This is a genomic window from Paracoccus shandongensis (assembly GCF_017315735.1).
Classification (GTDB): domain Bacteria; phylum Pseudomonadota; class Alphaproteobacteria; order Rhodobacterales; family Rhodobacteraceae; genus Paracoccus; species Paracoccus shandongensis.
The window spans coordinates 1-17,718 of the sequence record NZ_JAFLRK010000003.1; the positions used below are offsets into that span (position 1 = coordinate 1).

The window sequence follows — 17,718 nt, forward strand, 5'->3', positions numbered from 1 at the left end:
TCCTGGTGCTGTCCACGGTCACGCATTTCTACACCGTGGGCCACCTGACGGCGCTGACCGCGCTGAAGCAGATCGACGCGGAATTCGAGCCCGTCGCGGCCTCGATGCGCCAGCCCTTCCACCGGGTCTTCGCGCGCGTCACGGTGCCGATCTGCCTGCCCGCGATCCTGGACATCATGATCTATCTGTTCGTGAACGCGATGACCACGGTGTCGGCGGTGGTGTTCATCTATTCCACGCACACGGCGCTGGCGTCGATCGCGGTGCTGAACATGGACGACGCGGGCGACATCGCCCCGGCGGCGGCGATGGGGATGATGATCTTCTATACCAACATCGCCGCCCGGCTGGTCCACGGGCTGTTGTCGCGCAGGCTGCTGGCCCGCACGCAAGCCTGGCGGGTGCGCTAGACGGCGCCCGCCAGGGGGGCGGGGCGGCAAGCCTCCCCGCCCCGATCAGCGCCACGGCCACCCACCGGATCACGTCGCCACGCAGAGCCGAAAAGACCCTCGAACTTGCGCCTGCGGGACATCCTTGCTCGGCAAACAGCTTCTTCATCTTCGCGTTCTCGTCCTCCAGCGCCTTCAGCCGCCCGTGACCAGAACCTCGGTGCCCTTGTCGGTCAGCGCCTCGATGCCGTTGATCGCGTCCGGCGCCCGGCCCGGGGTGGTGGAGTGCGTCAAGGCTCTCCTCAACCCGATACCTTGGTTTGCAACCACACCGGCAACTCGTCGCTTGCCCGTCCTGTCACCCCTGCCTGAACACATTGCCGCAAGTTTCCGAACCTGATCCTGCAACCGGACAGACCCGGGCCGTAATGGGCGTACTTGCCCGAGTTCGTCATCAGGGCATGCGTTTCAACAGGAAAAACCGGCCGCGAGATGGAACACCAGCAGAGATCGGGCATGACCTGGACACCCGCCTGCTCCAGCGCCGCCAGGGTTCCTTCCGCGCGGGCCAGCATGATCGTATCCCTGCCGCTTGTCAGGATGGTCGGGATCACGACCCGGCGTCCCGCAAGTTCCAGAGCCAGGGCGCGGCATTCGGTCAGTGACGCGTGCGGGCTGCCCAGGGCGACAAGATCGACGTTCCCCGGCCCTTCGTTCAAGGATCGCCAACCCTGTTCCATGTCGGCCAGGGTGATCCGGCAATGGTCGGCATCTTCCCTGACTTGCCCCGCTTCGGGCGTCACCTGGTCGACATGCAGCATCGGCGCGGCCGAGGTGGTGCCGAAGGCCGCGCACAGGGCCTTCAGTTCATCCGTGCCGGAATGTGCGGGTGCCAGCCCCCGAAGGATGGGGATGCGGTCCGGTGAAAGCTTTCCTGCAAGATAGCCGACCAAAGGCCAGAACGCATCATCGACGCCGGCAGGAAGGTCCATGTCGATGATGCGTCGTGCCTTGCGGTTCTGGTCCAGATAGACACCGGACAAGGGCGCCCGGCCTGTCACCGCGATGCACAGGTCCAGGAAATCGGGGTGCTTGGCTGTGCGCGCGCCAAGAACGCTGTTGGCATAGATGACGGCGTTCGATTCCGCCCAGGCGATCGACTCGCCTTTGGCCGGTGCGCTGTCGAGAAGATAGGGCGAGCAGGTGAAGGTCGGGCGGCAACCCATCCTGACATAGGCATCGGCCAGACGTTGAGCGGGTCGGCCAAAATCGGGGGAAACGCCTTGTCGACGCCAGTTGTCGTGGTCGACCGAAATGGCGTTCATCGTGGTCGGCACCGTCACTTTCGCCCCCAGCGACGCCATCCGCTGGGCAAAGGTCAGGTTTGCGGGGCTGGCATAGATGCAGCCGTCGATATGGGCCTGCGTCACGTCCACCAGCCGTTCCGCCCCCTGCTGGCACGCCATGGCGCAGATGATCCGCATCGCCTGCGCGGTGGCGGTGCCGTTCTTGCCTTCCAGCATTGCGCGATCGCCATCGGTCAGATCCAGCGAGGCCGTGGCAAGCGGGCTGACCTTGATCGACAGAGTGCCTGCGGTGATCCTGTCCTGCCCGATCCGTGCCGTGCTTTCGCAAGCCAGGGCTTCGATGGCCCGGGGCGACAGCCGCAGCACCGGAAGCGTCTTGCCGAACATTTCGGACGCGATCAGCGCCCCCAGGGTTGCCACGTCCTCGGGTTCCGAAAAGATCAGCGCCGCCGGGCCCCGCCCGGACAGGACAAGATCCAGAAGGACACCGGACCCCGTGCAGGATCCGCGCGTGGACGGCATCATCAGGATGCTTCCGGTGATGACGCTGCCGTGCAGCGGGTGATGAACGTCGATGATCCTTGCCGACGCGGGATCGACGCCGCCCCAGAAGCTCAGCGCCTCGCTGGACGAAATGACCCGGCCTTCCGCGGTTCCTGGCAGGATGCCCAAGGCGGTCATGGCCATGAAATCGCCTCCGGTCGGCTTGCCCCGCCGCAGCGGAAGGCAATCCTTTGTCACTGTTTCAGCGTGGGCGTGATGCCCCAGGTGTCGGACAGCATATAGCCTGACTGCCAGGGATCCTCGGGGTCAAGGAAATAGCTGTGCTGCCCGGTGATCCAGGCCCGGCCGGTGATCTGCGGGATGATCGTGGTCTTTCCGCCGCTTTCCCGGACTTCCAGGATCTTGCCGATGAACCGCGACCCGATGATGGATTCATGGATCAGCACATCGCCTTCGGCCATCATGCCGCGCGCCTGCAGCACCGCCATGCGCGCCGATGTTCCCGTTCCCGTGGGCGAGCGGTCCGACCGGCCGGGCGCGACGATGCAGGTGTTGCGCGTGACCTGCCCCGTGCCCTGGAACGGCATGGCGAACTGCACGATGGAAACGCCGCGCACGTTCGGGAAATCGGGGTGGACCACATCGAACTGGTCCCGGGCGGCCTTGCGGATCTTCTCGCCCAGAATGGCCAGATCGCGTGCCTCGTCGGGGCGAATCTGGAAACCAAGCCTCTGGGCGTCGACGATCCCGAAGAACATGCCGCCATAGGCGATATCCAGGGGAATGGTGCCATGGCCCTCGACCTCGAGCGGGCCGTCCAGAAGCGCGGCAAATGCCGGGGCGTTGCGGAAGGTGACGGACCGGCACTTGCCGTTCTCGCATTCGGCGGTGATCTCGATCACGCCGCCGGGCATGTCCAGCGTGAAGCGCGTGACGGGTTCCTGCATCGGCACCATGCCGGTTTCCAGCAGCACCGTGGCGACGCAGATCGTGTTCGACCCGGACATGGGCACGTATTCGGTCGGCTCCATGATGATCGCGCCAGCCGCGCAGCCGGGCGTGATCGGCGGCACGATCAGGTTGACGTGGCGGGCCACGGATCCGCGCGGTTCGCAGATCAGCAGTTGGCGGATGTGGTCATGATCACGCTCCATCGCGATCATGCGGTCCATCATCGTGGCCCCGGCGGGGGGAAGCACGCCGCCGATGATGACGTCGCCGATCTCGCCCTCGGCATGGCAGCCGATGACGGAAATGGAAAGACGAGAGCGCATGGGGAATCCTTGTCAATCAATGCGGCCGTGCGCCGCTGCTGCGGCATGGGACCGTCCCGCGACGAACCAGTCCGCCGGTGGGGTTTCCTGGAAGATGACCGACGTGGCCCCGGGCGCGATGCCCGCCACATCGGACAGCATCTGCGTGATGCGGCTGGCGATTTCCTGCTTCAGTTCGGGGCTGCGGCCCGGGAACAGCTCGATGCGGACAAGGGGCATTTTCAGGCCTGATTGGTGGCGTTCGGGATCGGGGGCATGGGCGTATCGGTCCGCGCGCGGGTCATGGCGCCCTCATTTCACGACAAAGCCGTGGGCGAAGGGATCGCGTTCGGCGTCAATGAAGATCGTGTTCAGCCCCGTCTGGCGCGCCCATCCGGCAATCGAAGGAATGATGGCGGGCCGGTTTGCCACGGTTGCCGCCGCCTCGACCCGGCCCTTGAAGATGGAACCGATGATGGATTCGTGGTGGAACTCATCGCCCACGGCCAGCTTGCCCCTGGCGGCAAGCTGCGCCATCCGGGCCGAGGTGCCGGTGCCGCAGGGGCTTCGGTCGATGGCCTTGTCGCCATAGAAGACGGCGTTGCGGGCATGGGCGCCAGGCTGCGTCGGCGCCCCGGTCCAAAGGATATGGCTGAGGCCGTTGATCGCGGCATGCTCGGGGTGGACGAAGTCGTATTTTTCGTTCAGCGCCGCGCGCAGCCTGGGCGACCAGCCGATCAGTTCGCCCGCCGTATGGTCGGCCATGTCGCGGAAATTCTTCTGCGGCTCGACGATGGCATAGAAATTGCCGCCATAGGCCACGTCCACCACGATCTCGCCCAGGCCTTCGACCTCGGCCGTCAGGCCCTCGGCGTAAAGAAAGCCGGGCACGTTGGTCAGGCGCACCTCCTCGACGAAGCGGCCCTCCTGGCGGTATTCGATGTCGACCTTGCCGGCAGGCGTCTCGATGGACAGCCGCCCCGGAGTGCGGGGCGTGATCAGCCCGTTCTCGATCCCCATGGTGATGGTGCCGATGGTGCCGTGGCCGCACATGGGCAGACAGCCAGAGGTCTCGATATAAAGCACCGCCACGTCGCAGTCGGGCCGCGTGGGGGGATACAGGATCGAGCCCGACATCATGTCATGGCCGCGCGGCTCGAACATCAGGCCGGTGCGGATCCAGTCGAACTCGCGCAGGAAATGGGCGCGCCTTTCCAGCATGTCCGCGCCTTCCAGGCGCGGGGCGCCGCCTGCGACAAGGCGGACGGGATTGCCGCAGGTATGGCCGTCGATGCAGGGGAAGATGTATTGGGTCATGTCAGCCTCGGAAACGCGCCGGGGAAAACGGCGCAAGGTCGATGGGGGGCCTGGCCCCGGTCGCAAGGTCGGCCACGATCCGCGCCGTGCCCGCCGATTGCGTCAGGCCCAGATGGCCGTGACCAAAGGCGCAGATCACGTTCCCATGGCCGGGCAGCGGGCCGATCGCGGGAAGGCTGTCGGGCAGGGATGGACGAAAGCCCATCCACTGCTTGCCGCCGGTGGTCCGAAGGCCGGGCAGGAAGGACGCAGCCTTCTCCAGCATCGCCTGCGACCGCCTGAAGTTCGGCGGCAGCGTCAGCCCGCCCAGTTCCACCGCGCCGCCGACGCGGATGCCCGACGAAAGCCTGGTCACGACAAAGCCGTGCCCGCCGAAGGTGACCTGCGTGCGCAGGTCGAAGGCATCGCCCGGCAGCGTGGTGTTGTAGCCGCGTTCGGTTTCCAGCGGGATCCGCACGCCGAGGGTGCGCGCCAGCCGGTGCGAGAATGCCCCCGCCGCCAGCACGACCCGCCCCTGCAGGGGGCCATGGCTGGTAATGACGCCGTCACGGGTCAGTTCCGTCGCCTCGGCAATGGTGATCCGTCCGCCATTGGCGCGGAAGCGGTCCGCCAGGGCGACGGTATAGTCGCGCGGATCGGCGATGGAATACCAGCCGGGGGTGAACGTGCCATGGGTGAAGCGCGGCGCAAGGCCGGGCTGGAGCTGCGCCATCTCCTCGGCGGTCATGTGCCGGAACGCGATGCCGTGGTCGGCGCGCGCCTGCCAGCCGGGCAAGGAGGCGTCGAATTCCGCCTGCGATTCGTAAACCTGCAGGTTTCCTTCCTTGCGCAGCATCGGCAGGGTGCCGGTCGCGGCCAGGAAGGGTTCCAGTTCCGTCCGGGACAGGTCCATCAGCGCGGTCTGCGCCGCGGTCGATGCCGCAACCCGCGACGGATGGCAGGCCCGCCAGAACCGCAGCATCCAGGGCGCGATCCGCAGCGCATAGGACGGCGGCACCGACAAGGGACCGCAGGGATCCAGCAGCCAGCGCGGCGCCTTGCGCATGATGCCCGGAGAGGCCAGCGGCAGAATGTCGGTAAAGGCGAAGGCCCCGGCATTGCCGGCCGAGGCCCCGGCGGCAGGGCCTTCGCGGTCCAGCACGGTCACCGGCAGACCGCGCGCCTGCAACGCCAATGCGGCCGACAGCCCGACGACGCCGGCGCCGATCACGATCATCTCGGACTTGCTCATGACGCTCTCAATGGGTGGCGGACAGGAATTTCTGCAATTCCGGGTTTTGGGGCGCGCCGAACAGCTGTTCCGGCGGGGCGATCTCGGCCATGACGCCCTTGTGGAAGAAGGCCACGCGGTCCGACACCTCGCGCGCGAACTTCATCTCGTGGGTGACGCAGATCATCGTCATCCCCTCGCGGGCCAGCATCCGCAGCGTGTCCAGAACCTCGCCGACAAGCTGCGGATCCAGCGCCGATGTCACCTCGTCGAACAGCATGTAGTCGGGCGACATGGCAAGCGCGCGGGCAATGGCCATGCGCTGCTGCTGCCCGCCCGACAGGCGCGAGGGAAAGACCTTCAGCTTGTCGCCCAGACCCACATGGTTCAACTGCTTGACCGCCTCGGCCTCGGCCTCGGGCTTCGACCGCTTCAACACCTTGACCTGGGCCAGCATCACGTTTTCCAGCACCGTCAGGTGCGGGAAGGCGTTCCATTGCTGGAACACGATGCCGATCCTGCGGCGCAGCTTGTTCAGGTCGGTGGCCTTGGCATGGACCTCGGTCCCGTCCACCACGATTCGGCCGGAATCGATTGGCTCCAGGCCGTTGATGCAGGTCAGAAGCGTCGACTTGCCGGACCCCGACCCGCCGATGATCGTGACAACCTCGCCCTTTCTGACGGTCAGGTCGATACCCTTCAGCACCTCCAGCGCGCCGAAGGACTTGCGGACGTTTTCGATCTCAATCATTGGACCACCGTTTTTCCAGATAGCCGCCGAACCGGGCCAGCGGAAACGAGATGACGAAGTAGAAGGCCCCGCAGATCATCAGCAGCAGCAGCGGTTCCTGCAGGCGGGTGATCAGGATCTGGGTCGATTTCAGAAGCTCGGTCACCTGGACGATGTAAACAAGCGCCGAGTCCTTCATCACGCCAAGCGCCAGCCCGATCCAGGACGGCAGGGCCACGCGCGTGGCAAGGGGCAGCACGATTTCCCGCATGTCCTGGCCCCAGGTCATGCCCAGCGACCGTGCGGCGCGGCGCGTCGTCGCGGGCACGGCCTCGATGCCGCCGCGCACGATCTCGGCGCAGAACGCGGCCGTGTACAGCGACAGGATGATGCAGGCGACCGCAAAGCCCGAGATGTTCAGCCGCAGGATCGTGCCCAGGAAGGCATTGGCAAGAACAAGCTGGATCAACAGCGGGATCGACCGGAAGATATCCAGCACAAAGGTCAGGGGCGCGGCCAAGACCGGCCCCACCTGATAGCGGAAGACGCCGAACAGGATGCCAAGAACGGTTCCGGCAAGCACCGAAACCAGGGTCACCAGGATCGTCACGCCCGCCCCCTTGGCGAGAAAGGCGAAATCAGCGGCGGTCAGCGCGGTGTCGAACATCGGACAGCCCCTTCAGTACCGGAACAGGCGGGCGGCGATCAGCCGCGCGCCCAGGGTGATGACCTTGGTGATCAGATAGAAGATCACCGCCGCCAGGGCGAACAGCTCGAAGGTGCGGAAGGTCAGCGCGTTCAGATCCTGCGTGACACCGTAAAGGTCGCTGTTCATGCCCACCGTGACCCCCAGCGAGGTCATCAGGATCGCCCAGACCATCTGGTTGGTCATCGGCAGAAAGGCGATCCGCAGCATCTGCGGCAGCACGATATAACGGAAGGCTCCGCCCTGGCCGAAGCCCAGCGACCGCGCGGCGCGGGTCTGCGTCTCGGGGATCGCCTTCAGCGCGCCGCGGAAGTTCTCGGTCAGGTAGCCCGCGTTGTTGAAGGTGATCCCCAGAAGGATCGAGGCAAAGGGGCTGAGGTGAAGGCCGAAGCTGCCCAGGCCGAAATGGGCCATGTAGATCTGGAAAAGCGCGGGGGTGTTGCGCGCGATCTCGACCCAGGTCCGGGCGATGGCGGACAGGAGGCGGAGGCCCGAAAGGCGGAACATCGTCAGCAGGACTGCAAGCAGGATGCCGATCGCCATGGACAGGATCGCGATCTGCATGGTGACAAGGGCACCATCCAGCATCTGTGGAAGCCGGGCCAGGGCCTGCTTCCATTGAAAGGTGTAGTTGAACATGGACCGTCTCGCAGCTGCCGGAAGGCGTCAGGGCGGCGCGTCCCCGCGCCGCCCCGGCGGTCTTCAGCGATAGACGTTGTCGACCGTGAGAGAGGGCAGATCGCCGCCGACCCATTTTTCGTAAAGCTCGGCATAGCGGCCGGTGCGGACCTGCTGGTTCACGAACAGGTTCAGATAGTTGATCAGGCCGTATTCCTCGCGGTTGGTGAACAGCGCGACATAATCGATGTCGAAGGGCGCGTTGCCCACGACCGAGATGCCGGGGAAATTGCCGCTCTTGACGTTCGATTGCGCCACGGTCGAGGTGGACACGGTCGCGTCGATCTGCCCCTGGCTCAGCGCCAGGAAGACATCGGCCTGGGTCTGGTAGGGACGGAAGGTGCCCTCGCCCCATTCGTTGACCTGCTTTTCAAGGGCGATGGCCTCGAAGGTGCCGGCCGTGGCGCCCACGGTCTTGCCCTTCATCCCCTCGAACGAGGTGATGCCGGACGCGTCATTGGCGGTGACGGCCATCTGGAAGGCGAAATAGGGGATCGACATGCCGACCGTCTTGGCCCGCTCCAGGGTGTCCGAGGTCGAGGCCACGCCCACATCCACCCGCCCCGACATCAGCGCGGGGATCCGTTCGGGGAAGGGGGTTTCGACGATCTCGGCCGTGACGCCCAGGGCAGCGGCCAGGTCGTTGCAGTAATCGACATCGAACCCGATGGGGTTGTTGCTTTCGTCGCGCATCCCCATCGGGGGGAAGTCCAGAACGACGGCGCAGCGGAGCGTGCCCGACGCGATGATGTCATCCAGCTTGTCCGCAAGGGACGGCGCGGACATGGCGGCCGTGGCAGCCAGCAGGGCAACGGCAAGCCCAGTCTTTTTCATGACCTTCTCCTGTTGGTTAGTCCGGCCTTTCCCGGCCGATTCCCACCTGTCACTATTCCCAAAAACCCGCATAATGGCAATTTAAAAATACAAACAGTATACAAACAGTCCACGAGGTTTCTGGAAGAAGCCTTGCCTGTTGAGGAGACCGCCTAGACCAGATCCTCGGGCAGCAGCGCCTTGGGGAAGTTCTGGTAACTGACAGGGCGCAGGAAGCGGCGGATCGAGAGGGTTCCGACCGAGGTGGCGCCGAAGTTGGTGGAGGCCGGGTAAGGCCCGCCATGGACCATGCTGTCGACCACCTCGACGCCGGTCGGAAAGCCGTTGACCAAAACCCGCCCTGCCTTGCGCTCCAGCACCGGCAGCAGCTTCTGCGCGGCCTCCAGATCCGCGTCGTCCATGTGGATCGTGGCGGTCAGCTGGCCGTTGAGGCCCCTGGCCAGCCGCTCCATCTCGCCCGCGTCACGCACGCGCACCACCAGGCCCAGGGGGCCGAAGACCTCCTCGCCAAGCGCGTGGTCCTGGAGATAGGCTTCCGCCGTGGTTTCATACAGGTTCGGGCTGGCCTGGCGGCCCTGGCTGTCGGTGGAGACCACCGGCGTGACCGCGCTGCGCGCCTCGAAACGCTGCTTGCCCTCGCGATAGGCGCGGGCGATGCCGTCGGTCAGCATGGTCTGCGGGCCGACCTGGGCCAGGGCGTCCCTGGTCGCCGCCACGAAACGGTCGGCGTCCGCGCCGTCGGTGATCACGGCGATGCCCGGATTGGTGCAGAACTGGCCCGCACCCAGGGTCAGGCTGGCGGCCCACCCCTTGCCCAGATCCTCGGCCCGCGCCTGCGCCGCATGGGGCATGACAAACATCGGGTTGACGCTGCCCAATTCGCCGAAGAACGGGATCGGCTCGGGACGCGCGGCGCAAAGGTCGAAGAGCGCCCGTCCCCCGGAAAGGCTGCCGGTGAAGCCCACGGCCTTGATCAGCGGGTGCTGGACCAAGGCATGACCCACGTCGCGCCGTCCGCCCTGGATCAGGGAAAAGACGCCGGGATGGATGCCGGTCTTGGCGATCGCGGCATGGACCGCCTCGGCCACGATCTCGCCGGTGCCGGGATGGGCGGAATGGCCCTTGACCACCACCGGGCAACCGGCGGCCAGCGCGGCGGCGGTGTCGCCGCCCGCCGTCGAGAAGGCCAGCGGGAAGTTCGAGGCCCCGAAGACCGCCACGGGGCCGATGGGGCGCTGGATCATGCGGATCTCGGGACGCGGCGCGGGCTGGCGGTCGGACAGCGCCGGATCGACGCGGCGGTCCAGATAATCGCCCTTGCGGATGTGGTCCGCGAACAGCCGCAGTTGTCCCGTGGTCCGGCCGCGTTCGCCCTGCAGGCGCGCCTCGGGCAGGCCGGTTTCCCGGCTGCCGATGTCCGTGATCGCCTCGGCACGAGCCTCGATCTCGTCCGCGATGACGTCCAGGAAGGCCGCGCGGGCCTCCCGGCTGGCCTGGCCATAGGACCAGAAGGCCTCCTCGGCGGCTTGCGCTGCGCGGTTCACCAGATCGACCGTGCCCATGCTGAATTCGTGGACGGGACCGAAGGCAGGCTCATCGGCGAAGCGCGCCTCGGTGCCGATCCACTCGCCTGCGATCAGGTGCTTGCCGTGGGGGGTGAAGGTCATGGACATCCTCTGCGTCGATGGAAGGGGAAAGAACGGCGGACAAAGCGCGGGCTCTTTCCTGGCATGTATATTTCTTGTATGCAAAAAATCAACCGTGGTTCACAGACACAGGAGACACAGGATGAGCCAGATCATCTCCGTCGAGGCCCTGCGGCAGCGGGTCGAACAGGTCTTTCTCCGGGCGGGAATGAACGCCGTCCAGGCCTCCCCCCTTGCGCGGGTGATCGTTGCGGCAGAGCGGGACGGGTGCAAGTCCCACGGCCTCTACAGGGTCGAGGGGGTGCTGCGGACCCTGCAGGCCGGGAAGGTCAGCGGCACGGCGGTGCCTGTGGTCGATCCCGCAGGCAACGGCGCCCTGGTCCGGGTGAACGCGCGGGGTGGGTTTTCGAACGCGGCCTTCGATCTCGGCCTGCCGCTGCTGGCGGAACGCGCACGGGATCTGGGGCTGGCGGCCCTGGTGATCAATGACTGCACCCATTTTGCCGCCCTCTGGCCCGAGGTCGAGGCTGTCACCGGGCACGGGCTCGCGGCCCTGGTGATGTGCCCCAGCTATGCGACCGTGGCGCCTGCCGGGGGAAGCCGGCCCCTGCTGGGAACCAACCCCCTGGCCTTCGGCTGGCCCCGTCCAGGGCGCGATCCTTATGTGTTCGACTTTGCCACCTCGGTCGCCGCGCGGGGCGAAATCGAATTGCACCGCCGTGCCGGAAAGCCCCTGCCCGAAGGATGGGCCATGGACGCGGCGGGCCGTCCCACGACGGATCCCGACGCAGCCCTGTCGGGCGCGATGATGCCGTTCGGCGGGCACAAGGGATCGGCCATCGGCACGATGATCGAACTGCTGGCGGGGGTGATGATCGGCGACCTGACCAGCCCCGAGGTTCTGGATTTCCTGGGCACCACGACGCTGGCGCCCTGTCATGGCGAACTGGTCCTGGCCTTGTCGCCCGAACGGTTCGCCGCGGGCCGGGCCGGTGATCCCTTCGCCCGGGCGGAGGCCCTGCTCGAGGCCATCGAGGGGCAAGGGGCCCGCCTTCCCTCGCAGCGCCGCTTTGCGGCCCGCGCCAAGGCCGAAGCCGACGGCATCGCGCTGTCGGACGCAGAGGTGGCTCAGCTGGACCGCCTTCTGGCGTCCGGGCCGGACGGGGCACGCTGAAAGGGGTGGCCCCTCCGCGACCGGAGAGGCCATGGGGCGCCTGAGGCTCAGACCTTGCAGGATTGGACGGCCCCGGGCAGCTTGCTCCAGGCGCCGTACCAGGTCCTGAACTGGTCCAGCTGCCGTTCGGCCCAGCCACGCTGGCTTGGCGTCAATTCATCCGTCTCATTGAAATGCAGGGTGTATTCCGCGTCCCCCTGCAGCACCATCATATGCTTGTAATAAAGGACCAGGTCGGTCCCCTCGTCCCAGGACGACAGCACCTCGAGCGCCTCGCCCAGCTCCCGCGCCCGCGTGCGGGCGTCCAGGTCTCCCGCCGCCGCCGCCTTGGCAAGCGCCACGAAATGCAGGACTTCCTTGGGAAGGACATTGCCGATGCCGGTGATGGTCCCGGTTGCGCCGCACTTGACGTATCCGTGGTAGACGCCTGTGTCGACGCCCGCCATCAGGATCACGTTCTCGTCGGCGCTGGTGATGTGTTCGGCCGCATAGGTCATGGCGCTGGCGCCGCCGAATTCCTTGAAGCCGACAAGGTTCGGATGTTCAGCCCTGAGCGCGAAGAACAGGTCGGCCTTTGTCTCGAACCCGTAATAGGGGCTGTTGTAGATCACCGCGGGCAGGTCCGGCGCGGCCGCCAGGATCGCCTTGAAGTGGTGGCGCTGCGCCGTGGCCGACAGGCCGCGCGACAGCACCCGGGGGATGACCATCAGGCCCGCCACGCCGACCTTGCGGGCATGGGCCGCATGGGCCACGGCCGATGCCGAGTTCACCGCCCCCGTGCCCACGATCACCGGAAGGCCCGCCTTGACCAGCCGCTCGACCCCTTCCATCCGCTGTTCGTCCGACAGCAGCGGCCAATCCCCCATCGAGCCGCAATAAACGACCGCCGACATGCCCGCCTCGATCAGCTGCTGCCCCTTGCGGACCAGAGCCTCGTAGTCGGGACGGCGATCAGGGGTGCAGGGTGTCATCAGGGCGGGAATGACGCCCGTGAAAATTCCGGTGTTCATCAATGATGGCTCCTTCTGTCAGGCAGAGCAGGGGTTCTGATTCTTGAACCCGCATCATATTAGCTGCATTTTATTTGTCGACAAAGTTTTGTCATGACATCATAGTGGCAGGGATTGTCGGCGGTCGCGCGTCAGGAACTTCTGGATCTGGCGGACGATCTGGTCCGCATGGGCCTTTGCCAGCCGGTCGCACAGTTCGACATCCCGCGCCTCGATGGCGGCGATGATCGCCTCGTGCTCATCGACATATTCGCGCGGCAGGCGGTCGTCGAAGGATTGGTAATACAGCCGGAGCAACCGCCGGCCTTCGTCCAGCACCCGCAGGAACAGGCTGGTGTAATAGGGATTGCGTCCCGCCTCGGCAATGGCGGCATGAAAATCACGGTTCGAGGCGATCATCGCCAGCGCATCCTGCGCCTCGACCGCGGCAGCAAACCGGGCCTGATGCTGGCGGATGGCGTTCAGTTCGGCCGGTTGGTGATAGGTCGCCGCAAGCCGTGTGGTGACACGATACATCAGCGTCAGCGCATCGAAGAAAGTGTGCAGGTTGAGAAAGTCGATATTGGCCACCATGGTCGAGCGGTTCGGCAGCGTTTCGACCAGCCCTTCGCCCGCAAGCCGGACCAGCGCCTCGCGGATGGGCGTCCGCGACATGCCGAAGCGTTCGGCCAATTGCACCTCGTCGATCGTGCTGCCCGGGGGCAGGACCAGGTCCAGGATCTCGTCGCGCAGCAGGTCATAGACCAGCTTGACCCCCGATCCACGCTTGCGGTCGGGGAAGGTCTCTGTCTCGGCCATGAAGGATCTCCTGAAAGCTGCCGTGAAGTCGACAACTTGGATATTTAGAGTTCGCTAACCCTGCAATCCTCTTGCCCTGCAGTGGAGCAGAAAAGCCCTCGACCCGGGAAGGGGCACTTGGGCCAACTGAGCCCAGGGTGGTCCGCTTTCCATGTCTGCGCTTTTGCCTAAAGGCAGTGCCCGAGGACAAAGCTGCAACTCTGCCAGGATTGGACGCGCCATCCCAGATGCGGCAATGGCCGCCGGGATGGTTTCTTGCGTCCGCAGCCGCGTCCGAGCGGGTTGGTCTTGAACACTTCGGCGGGGGGCGCGGAAGCCGAGGCACGTGCCCGCCCCCATCGAGGCCACGACTCCTGCGAGCGATCCCGAAGATCCGCCAGAGCAGGTCATGGAGACCTGCGGCTGGAACATGTCCTGTGCCGTTTGCGCAAGGCCGGGTTGCAGCCGCCCGGCTGAGATGTTGCGCGGCGTTGCGCCTGCAACATGCCGCATCGCAGCGTCCATTTTCCGGCGTCCTTGCCGATCTTTCCGTGGAATGCCTGCAAAGCGGCCCCGATACTTCCGCCAGGATGAGGAGAAGAGGCAATGCTTGATTCGACCGTGACATCCCGCAGGCAGCAGGTGCTTGATACCCTGAACACAGCCCTGGAGGCCGAGGAGGGCAGCCTTGGCCATAACACCCAGCCATGCGCACGGTGATGGTGGGCGGCAGCCAGGAAGGCATCGGGGCGGCGGCCCTGCTGCGGCAACTGGGCGTGCCGACGATCATCCTGGACAAGCGCAATCGCCCCCGCGACCAAAATCCCGTCCATGGCCTGCAGCAGGTGCATCACCTGTCCTGACAGATCTTGCGCCCGGCTGGTTGCGGCCGGGCGCGCCCACCCCAGCATCCGGAGAAAAAGATGAAAGCAGCACGTTGGCATGGCGTGAAGGACATCCGCGTCGAAGACATCGCAGAGCCAAGCCCGGCAGCGGGCGAGGTCAAGGTCAAGGTCGCCTGGACCGGCATCTGCGGCAGCGACCTGCATGAATACCTTGCAGGCCCGATCTTCGTGCCGGTCGAAAAGGATCACCCGCTGAGCCATGACAAGGCGCCGATCACCATGGGCCACGAATACTGCGGCACCGTGACCGAGCTTGGCCAGGGCGTCACGGGTCTGGCGGTTGGCGACCGGGTGGCGATCGAGCCGATCTTTGCCTGCGGTTCCTGCGCCGCCTGCCTTGAAGGCAAATACAACCTTTGCGATTCGCTGGGCTTCGTGGGCCTTTCCGGCGGCCACGGGGGCTTTGCCGCCTTTTCCGTGGTGCCCGCGCGCATGGTCCACAAGATGCCCGAAGGGCTGTCGATGGAACAGGGCGCGCTGGTGGAACCGGCCGCAGTCGCGCTGCACGCCGTGCGGCTGTCGAAGATCAGGGCCGGTGACACGGCGGCGGTGTTCGGGGCCGGTCCGATCGGGCTGCTGGTCGTCGAGGCCCTGCGCGTCGCCGGGGCCGCCCAGATCCATGTGGTGGAACCATCCGAGGTGCGGCGGCAGAAGGCCCTGGATCTTGGCGCGACGACCGCCACGGACCCGATCTCGGCCGATGCCGTCGCCCTGATCCGCAAGGCCACCGGCGGCGTGCATGTCGCCTTCGAGGTGACCGGCGTCCCGCAGGTTCTTGCGCAATGCATCAATGCCACCCGGCACGAGGGCCAGACCCTGATCGTGTCGATCTGGGAAACCGATGCCGCCTTCCAGCCCAACACGGTCGTGCTGAAAGAGCGCCAGCTTCAGGGCACCATCGCCTATCGCAACGTGTATCCCGCCGTGATGGAGCTTATGACGCAGGGCTATTTCAGCGCCGAAAAGCTGGTGACCAGGCGGATTGCCCTCCACGACATCGTGGACCAGGGGTTCGAGGCGCTGGCCCAGGAGAAATCCCATGTGAAGATCCTCGTGGAAGCACCCGAATGAAGGCAGCCGGGCACGGGGCAGGATCCCGTGCCCGACCTCCTGTCTGGATTCGACGGTGCCAGCGCCAGCCTGCCCCGCAGATGACCGATGAACACGACCATATCGAACCTGCGCAAGTTAGCCGAAAAGACCCCGCCGAAATCCCGCCCAAAGGCGTTGCGCATCGGGGCAAGAATCCCGCGCAAACGGCCAACCACATTCTGGCCAGGAGGGTATCTTTCCCGCAGGGTCAGAGCGGATCGCCGGCATCCGGCGCCCGCAAGGGAGGGAACAACCATGAAGAAGATCGCCGTGACGCTTGTCGCATCCTTCGCAGTCCTGCCGCAGCTTCACGCGGCCGAACCCGACCAGTGCCAGAGCCCCCGGTTCTCGGACGTGGGCTGGACCGACATCACCGCGACGACCTCGGCGGCGGCGATGGTGCTGGAGGCCCTGGGATACCAGCCCGAGGTCCAGGTCCTGTCGGTCGCCGTGACCTTTGAATCGCTGAAGCAGGGCGACACCGACATTTTCCTGGGCAACTGGATGCCCCTGCAGGAGCCGGTCCAGAAGCCGCTGGTCGATGCCGGCGATATCGAGGTCGTGCGCGCCAACCTGGAAGGGGCGCTGATCGGCTTTGCGGTGCCGGCCAGCACCCATGAAGCCGGATTGAAGACCTATGGCGACATCGCCAGGTTCAAGGACCGGCTTGGCGGAAAGATCTATGGGATCGAATCCGGCAGCAGCGCCAACACCACCATCCTGAAGACGATCGAGGAGAACGGCTTCGAGCTGGGCGATTTCGAGCTGGTCGAATCGAGCGAACAGGGAATGCTGGCCCAGGTGGAACGCGCCATCGGGGCCAAGGGCGACATCCTGTTCTTCGGCTGGCGGCCGCATCCGATGAACGTGCGCTATGACATCGAATACCTGACCGACGGCAACGACATGTTCGGCCCCAGGGACGGCGCCGCGACCGTGCTGACGAACACGCGCAAGGGCCTGTCGGCGGAATGCCCGAACCTGGGCCGGTTCCTGCAGAACCTGGCCTTCACCGTCGGGGCCGAGGACGTGATGATGTCCTATATCCTGGACGAGGGGATGGAGGGGCGCGAGGCTGCGGGCCGCTGGCTGAAGGAAAACCCCGCCGTCCTGGACGCCTGGCTTCAGGACGTGACCACGGCCGACGGGCAGCCCGGCCTGGAAGCCGCCCGGGCGACGCTAGGCCTGTGATCCCCGCCTGGCGGCGGAGGGCGCCTGCCCGAACTGCCGCCGGAAGGCCCGCGACAGCGAGGCGATGGAAGAAAACCCCGTCCGCACCGCGATCTCGGCCATGGGCAGGCGCGTGTCGGTGACCAGCCGCCGTGCCGCCTGCAACCGCAGCGACAGGTAATAGGCCGCCGGAGAGCATTGCGCGAGCCGGCGGAACAGAACCTCGACCGTGCGGATCGAGCAGCCGATGCGGCCTGCGATGTCGTGGACGGTCAGCGGCGTGTCGATATGCTGTTCCATGATGCGGATCGACTGGGCCAGCCGAGGGTCGATCCGGCCGTCGCGGCCCAGCGACACCAGCGGCTGCGCGTCCGAGGGCAGGCGCACCTCGTCATAGACGTAAAGGCTGGCGACGTTCAGGGCCGCGCCAAAGCCCTGCCGGGCGCGGATCAGCGCCAGCATGAAATCCAGCGCCGGCGCCGCGCCGCCCGTCGTGAAGACCCCGCCGTCCACCACCCAGCGGTCGGGGATCACGCGGACCTGGGGAAAGCGGGCGGCGAAATCCTCCAGATCCTCCCAATGGGTGGTGGCCCTGCGCTGATCCAGAAGACCGGCCATCGCCAGAACCCAGCTGCCCGCCTCGACCCCGCCGACCATCCGGGCGCGGCGCGCGCCCTGGCGCACCGCCGCCAGCACCGGGGCCGAGGCATGGGCGGCCACGTTGAAGGCTGCGACCACGATCAGGATGTCGCAACGGTCCTGCGGCGCAAAGCAGCCGTCCACCTGCAATGTCAGGCCGCAACTGGTCGCGACGGACCGGCCGTCCATGGACACGACCTTCCAGCGATAGGGCCGCTGCCCCGAAATCCGGTTGGCCGCCCGCATCGGGTCCAGCGTCGCCGCCATGCTCATCAGCGAGGCGTCGGGCAGGACCAGGATCGTGACCTCCAGCGGCTGGCCGGAAGGGCAGAAGACCATGTCGTTGCGGCTCATCCCATCACGTGCCCCCTGCTTCG

At 66.1% G+C, this 17,718-nt stretch carries 17 protein-coding genes and 1 pseudogene; 5 read left to right on the forward strand and 13 right to left on the reverse strand.

The genetic code is table 11. The features are described 5' to 3' along the window. Positions 1–410: pseudogene (locus tag JX613_RS03645) on the forward strand (putative 2-aminoethylphosphonate ABC transporter permease subunit); the annotation flags it as partial. Between the two features lie 281 nt (positions 411–691). Here the strand turns inward: JX613_RS03645 and lhpI are convergent. From lhpI to JX613_RS03695, 10 genes are all read right to left on the reverse strand, one after another. Continuing rightward, positions 692–2,383 (reverse strand): cis-3-hydroxy-L-proline dehydratase, encoded by a 1,692-nt coding sequence (lhpI, locus tag JX613_RS03650; protein WP_207100113.1) that lies wholly within the window; start codon positions 2,381–2,383, stop codon positions 692–694. Between the two features lie 50 nt (positions 2,384–2,433). Then, complete coding sequence (locus JX613_RS03655; protein ID WP_207100114.1) at positions 2,434–3,474, reverse strand: proline racemase family protein; 1,041 nt, start codon at positions 3,472–3,474, stop codon at positions 2,434–2,436. Positions 3,475–3,486: 12 nt separating this feature from the next. Then, positions 3,487–3,693, reverse strand: coding sequence for a tautomerase family protein (locus JX613_RS03660; RefSeq protein ID WP_207100115.1), 207 nt, complete (start codon positions 3,691–3,693; stop codon positions 3,487–3,489). A 72-nt stretch (positions 3,694–3,765) separates the two neighbouring features. Next, on the reverse strand, positions 3,766–4,770 hold the full coding sequence (locus tag JX613_RS03665; protein ID WP_207100116.1) for a 4-hydroxyproline epimerase: 1,005 nt from the start codon (positions 4,768–4,770) through the stop codon (positions 3,766–3,768). Between the two features lies 1 nt (position 4,771). Beyond that, positions 4,772–6,001 carry an NAD(P)/FAD-dependent oxidoreductase gene (locus tag JX613_RS03670; protein ID WP_207100117.1) on the reverse strand — a complete coding sequence of 410 codons (1,230 nt, stop codon included), beginning with the start codon at positions 5,999–6,001 and terminating at the stop codon, positions 4,772–4,774. 7 nt (positions 6,002–6,008) lie between these two features. After that, positions 6,009–6,731 carry an amino acid ABC transporter ATP-binding protein gene (locus tag JX613_RS03675; protein ID WP_207100118.1) on the reverse strand — a complete coding sequence of 241 codons (723 nt, stop codon included), beginning with the start codon at positions 6,729–6,731 and terminating at the stop codon, positions 6,009–6,011. Further along, on the reverse strand, positions 6,724–7,377 hold the full coding sequence (locus JX613_RS03680; protein WP_207100119.1) for an amino acid ABC transporter permease: 654 nt from the start codon (positions 7,375–7,377) through the stop codon (positions 6,724–6,726). The genes JX613_RS03675 and JX613_RS03680 overlap by 8 nt, the downstream gene beginning before the upstream one ends. Before the next feature lie 12 nt (positions 7,378–7,389). Continuing rightward, the gene (locus tag JX613_RS03685) at positions 7,390–8,055 is read right to left on the reverse strand and encodes an amino acid ABC transporter permease (RefSeq protein WP_207100120.1); all 666 of its coding nucleotides are present in this window, start codon (positions 8,053–8,055) and stop codon (positions 7,390–7,392) included. A 63-nt stretch (positions 8,056–8,118) separates the two neighbouring features. Continuing rightward, positions 8,119–8,928 carry an ABC transporter substrate-binding protein gene (locus tag JX613_RS03690; RefSeq protein WP_207100121.1) on the reverse strand — a complete coding sequence of 270 codons (810 nt, stop codon included), beginning with the start codon at positions 8,926–8,928 and terminating at the stop codon, positions 8,119–8,121. 152 nt (positions 8,929–9,080) lie between these two features. Continuing rightward, positions 9,081–10,595: an aldehyde dehydrogenase (NADP(+)) gene (locus tag JX613_RS03695; RefSeq protein ID WP_207100122.1), complete on the reverse strand. Its 1,515-nt coding sequence runs from the start codon at positions 10,593–10,595 to the stop codon at positions 9,081–9,083. A 121-nt stretch (positions 10,596–10,716) separates the two neighbouring features. On the opposite strand from JX613_RS03695, the gene JX613_RS03700 reads away from it, so the two are divergent. Continuing rightward, positions 10,717–11,748, forward strand: a complete 1,032-nt coding sequence (locus tag JX613_RS03700; protein WP_207100123.1) for an Ldh family oxidoreductase — start codon at positions 10,717–10,719, stop codon at positions 11,746–11,748. A 47-nt stretch (positions 11,749–11,795) separates the two neighbouring features. On the opposite strand, the gene JX613_RS03705 is transcribed toward JX613_RS03700, so the two are convergent. Together JX613_RS03705 and JX613_RS03710 are read right to left on the reverse strand one after the other, a co-directional pair. Further along, positions 11,796–12,758, reverse strand: coding sequence for a dihydrodipicolinate synthase family protein (locus JX613_RS03705; RefSeq protein ID WP_207100124.1), 963 nt, complete (start codon positions 12,756–12,758; stop codon positions 11,796–11,798). A gap of 99 nt (positions 12,759–12,857) precedes the next feature. Continuing rightward, positions 12,858–13,556, reverse strand: coding sequence for a GntR family transcriptional regulator (locus JX613_RS03710; protein ID WP_207100125.1), 699 nt, complete (start codon positions 13,554–13,556; stop codon positions 12,858–12,860). Between the two features lie 686 nt (positions 13,557–14,242). Between JX613_RS03710 and JX613_RS03715 the strand changes: the two genes are divergently transcribed. The 3 genes from JX613_RS03715 (at position 14,243) to choX (ending at position 16,723) form a co-directional block, all read left to right on the forward strand. After that, a complete protein-coding gene (locus JX613_RS03715) occupies positions 14,243–14,398 on the forward strand; it encodes a hypothetical protein (RefSeq protein WP_207100126.1) in 156 nt (51 codons plus the stop codon). Positions 14,399–14,458: 60 nt separating this feature from the next. Further along, a complete protein-coding gene (locus JX613_RS03720) occupies positions 14,459–15,511 on the forward strand; it encodes a 2,3-butanediol dehydrogenase (RefSeq protein WP_207100127.1) in 1,053 nt (350 codons plus the stop codon). A 276-nt stretch (positions 15,512–15,787) separates the two neighbouring features. Further along, positions 15,788–16,723 (forward strand): choline ABC transporter substrate-binding protein, encoded by a 936-nt coding sequence (choX, locus tag JX613_RS03725; protein WP_207100128.1) that lies wholly within the window; start codon positions 15,788–15,790, stop codon positions 16,721–16,723. Here the strand turns inward: choX and JX613_RS03730 are convergent. Then, positions 16,712–17,695 (reverse strand): GlxA family transcriptional regulator, encoded by a 984-nt coding sequence (locus tag JX613_RS03730; protein ID WP_207100129.1) that lies wholly within the window; start codon positions 17,693–17,695, stop codon positions 16,712–16,714. The genes choX and JX613_RS03730 overlap by 12 nt on opposite strands. Between the last annotated feature and the right edge of the window lie 23 nt (positions 17,696–17,718).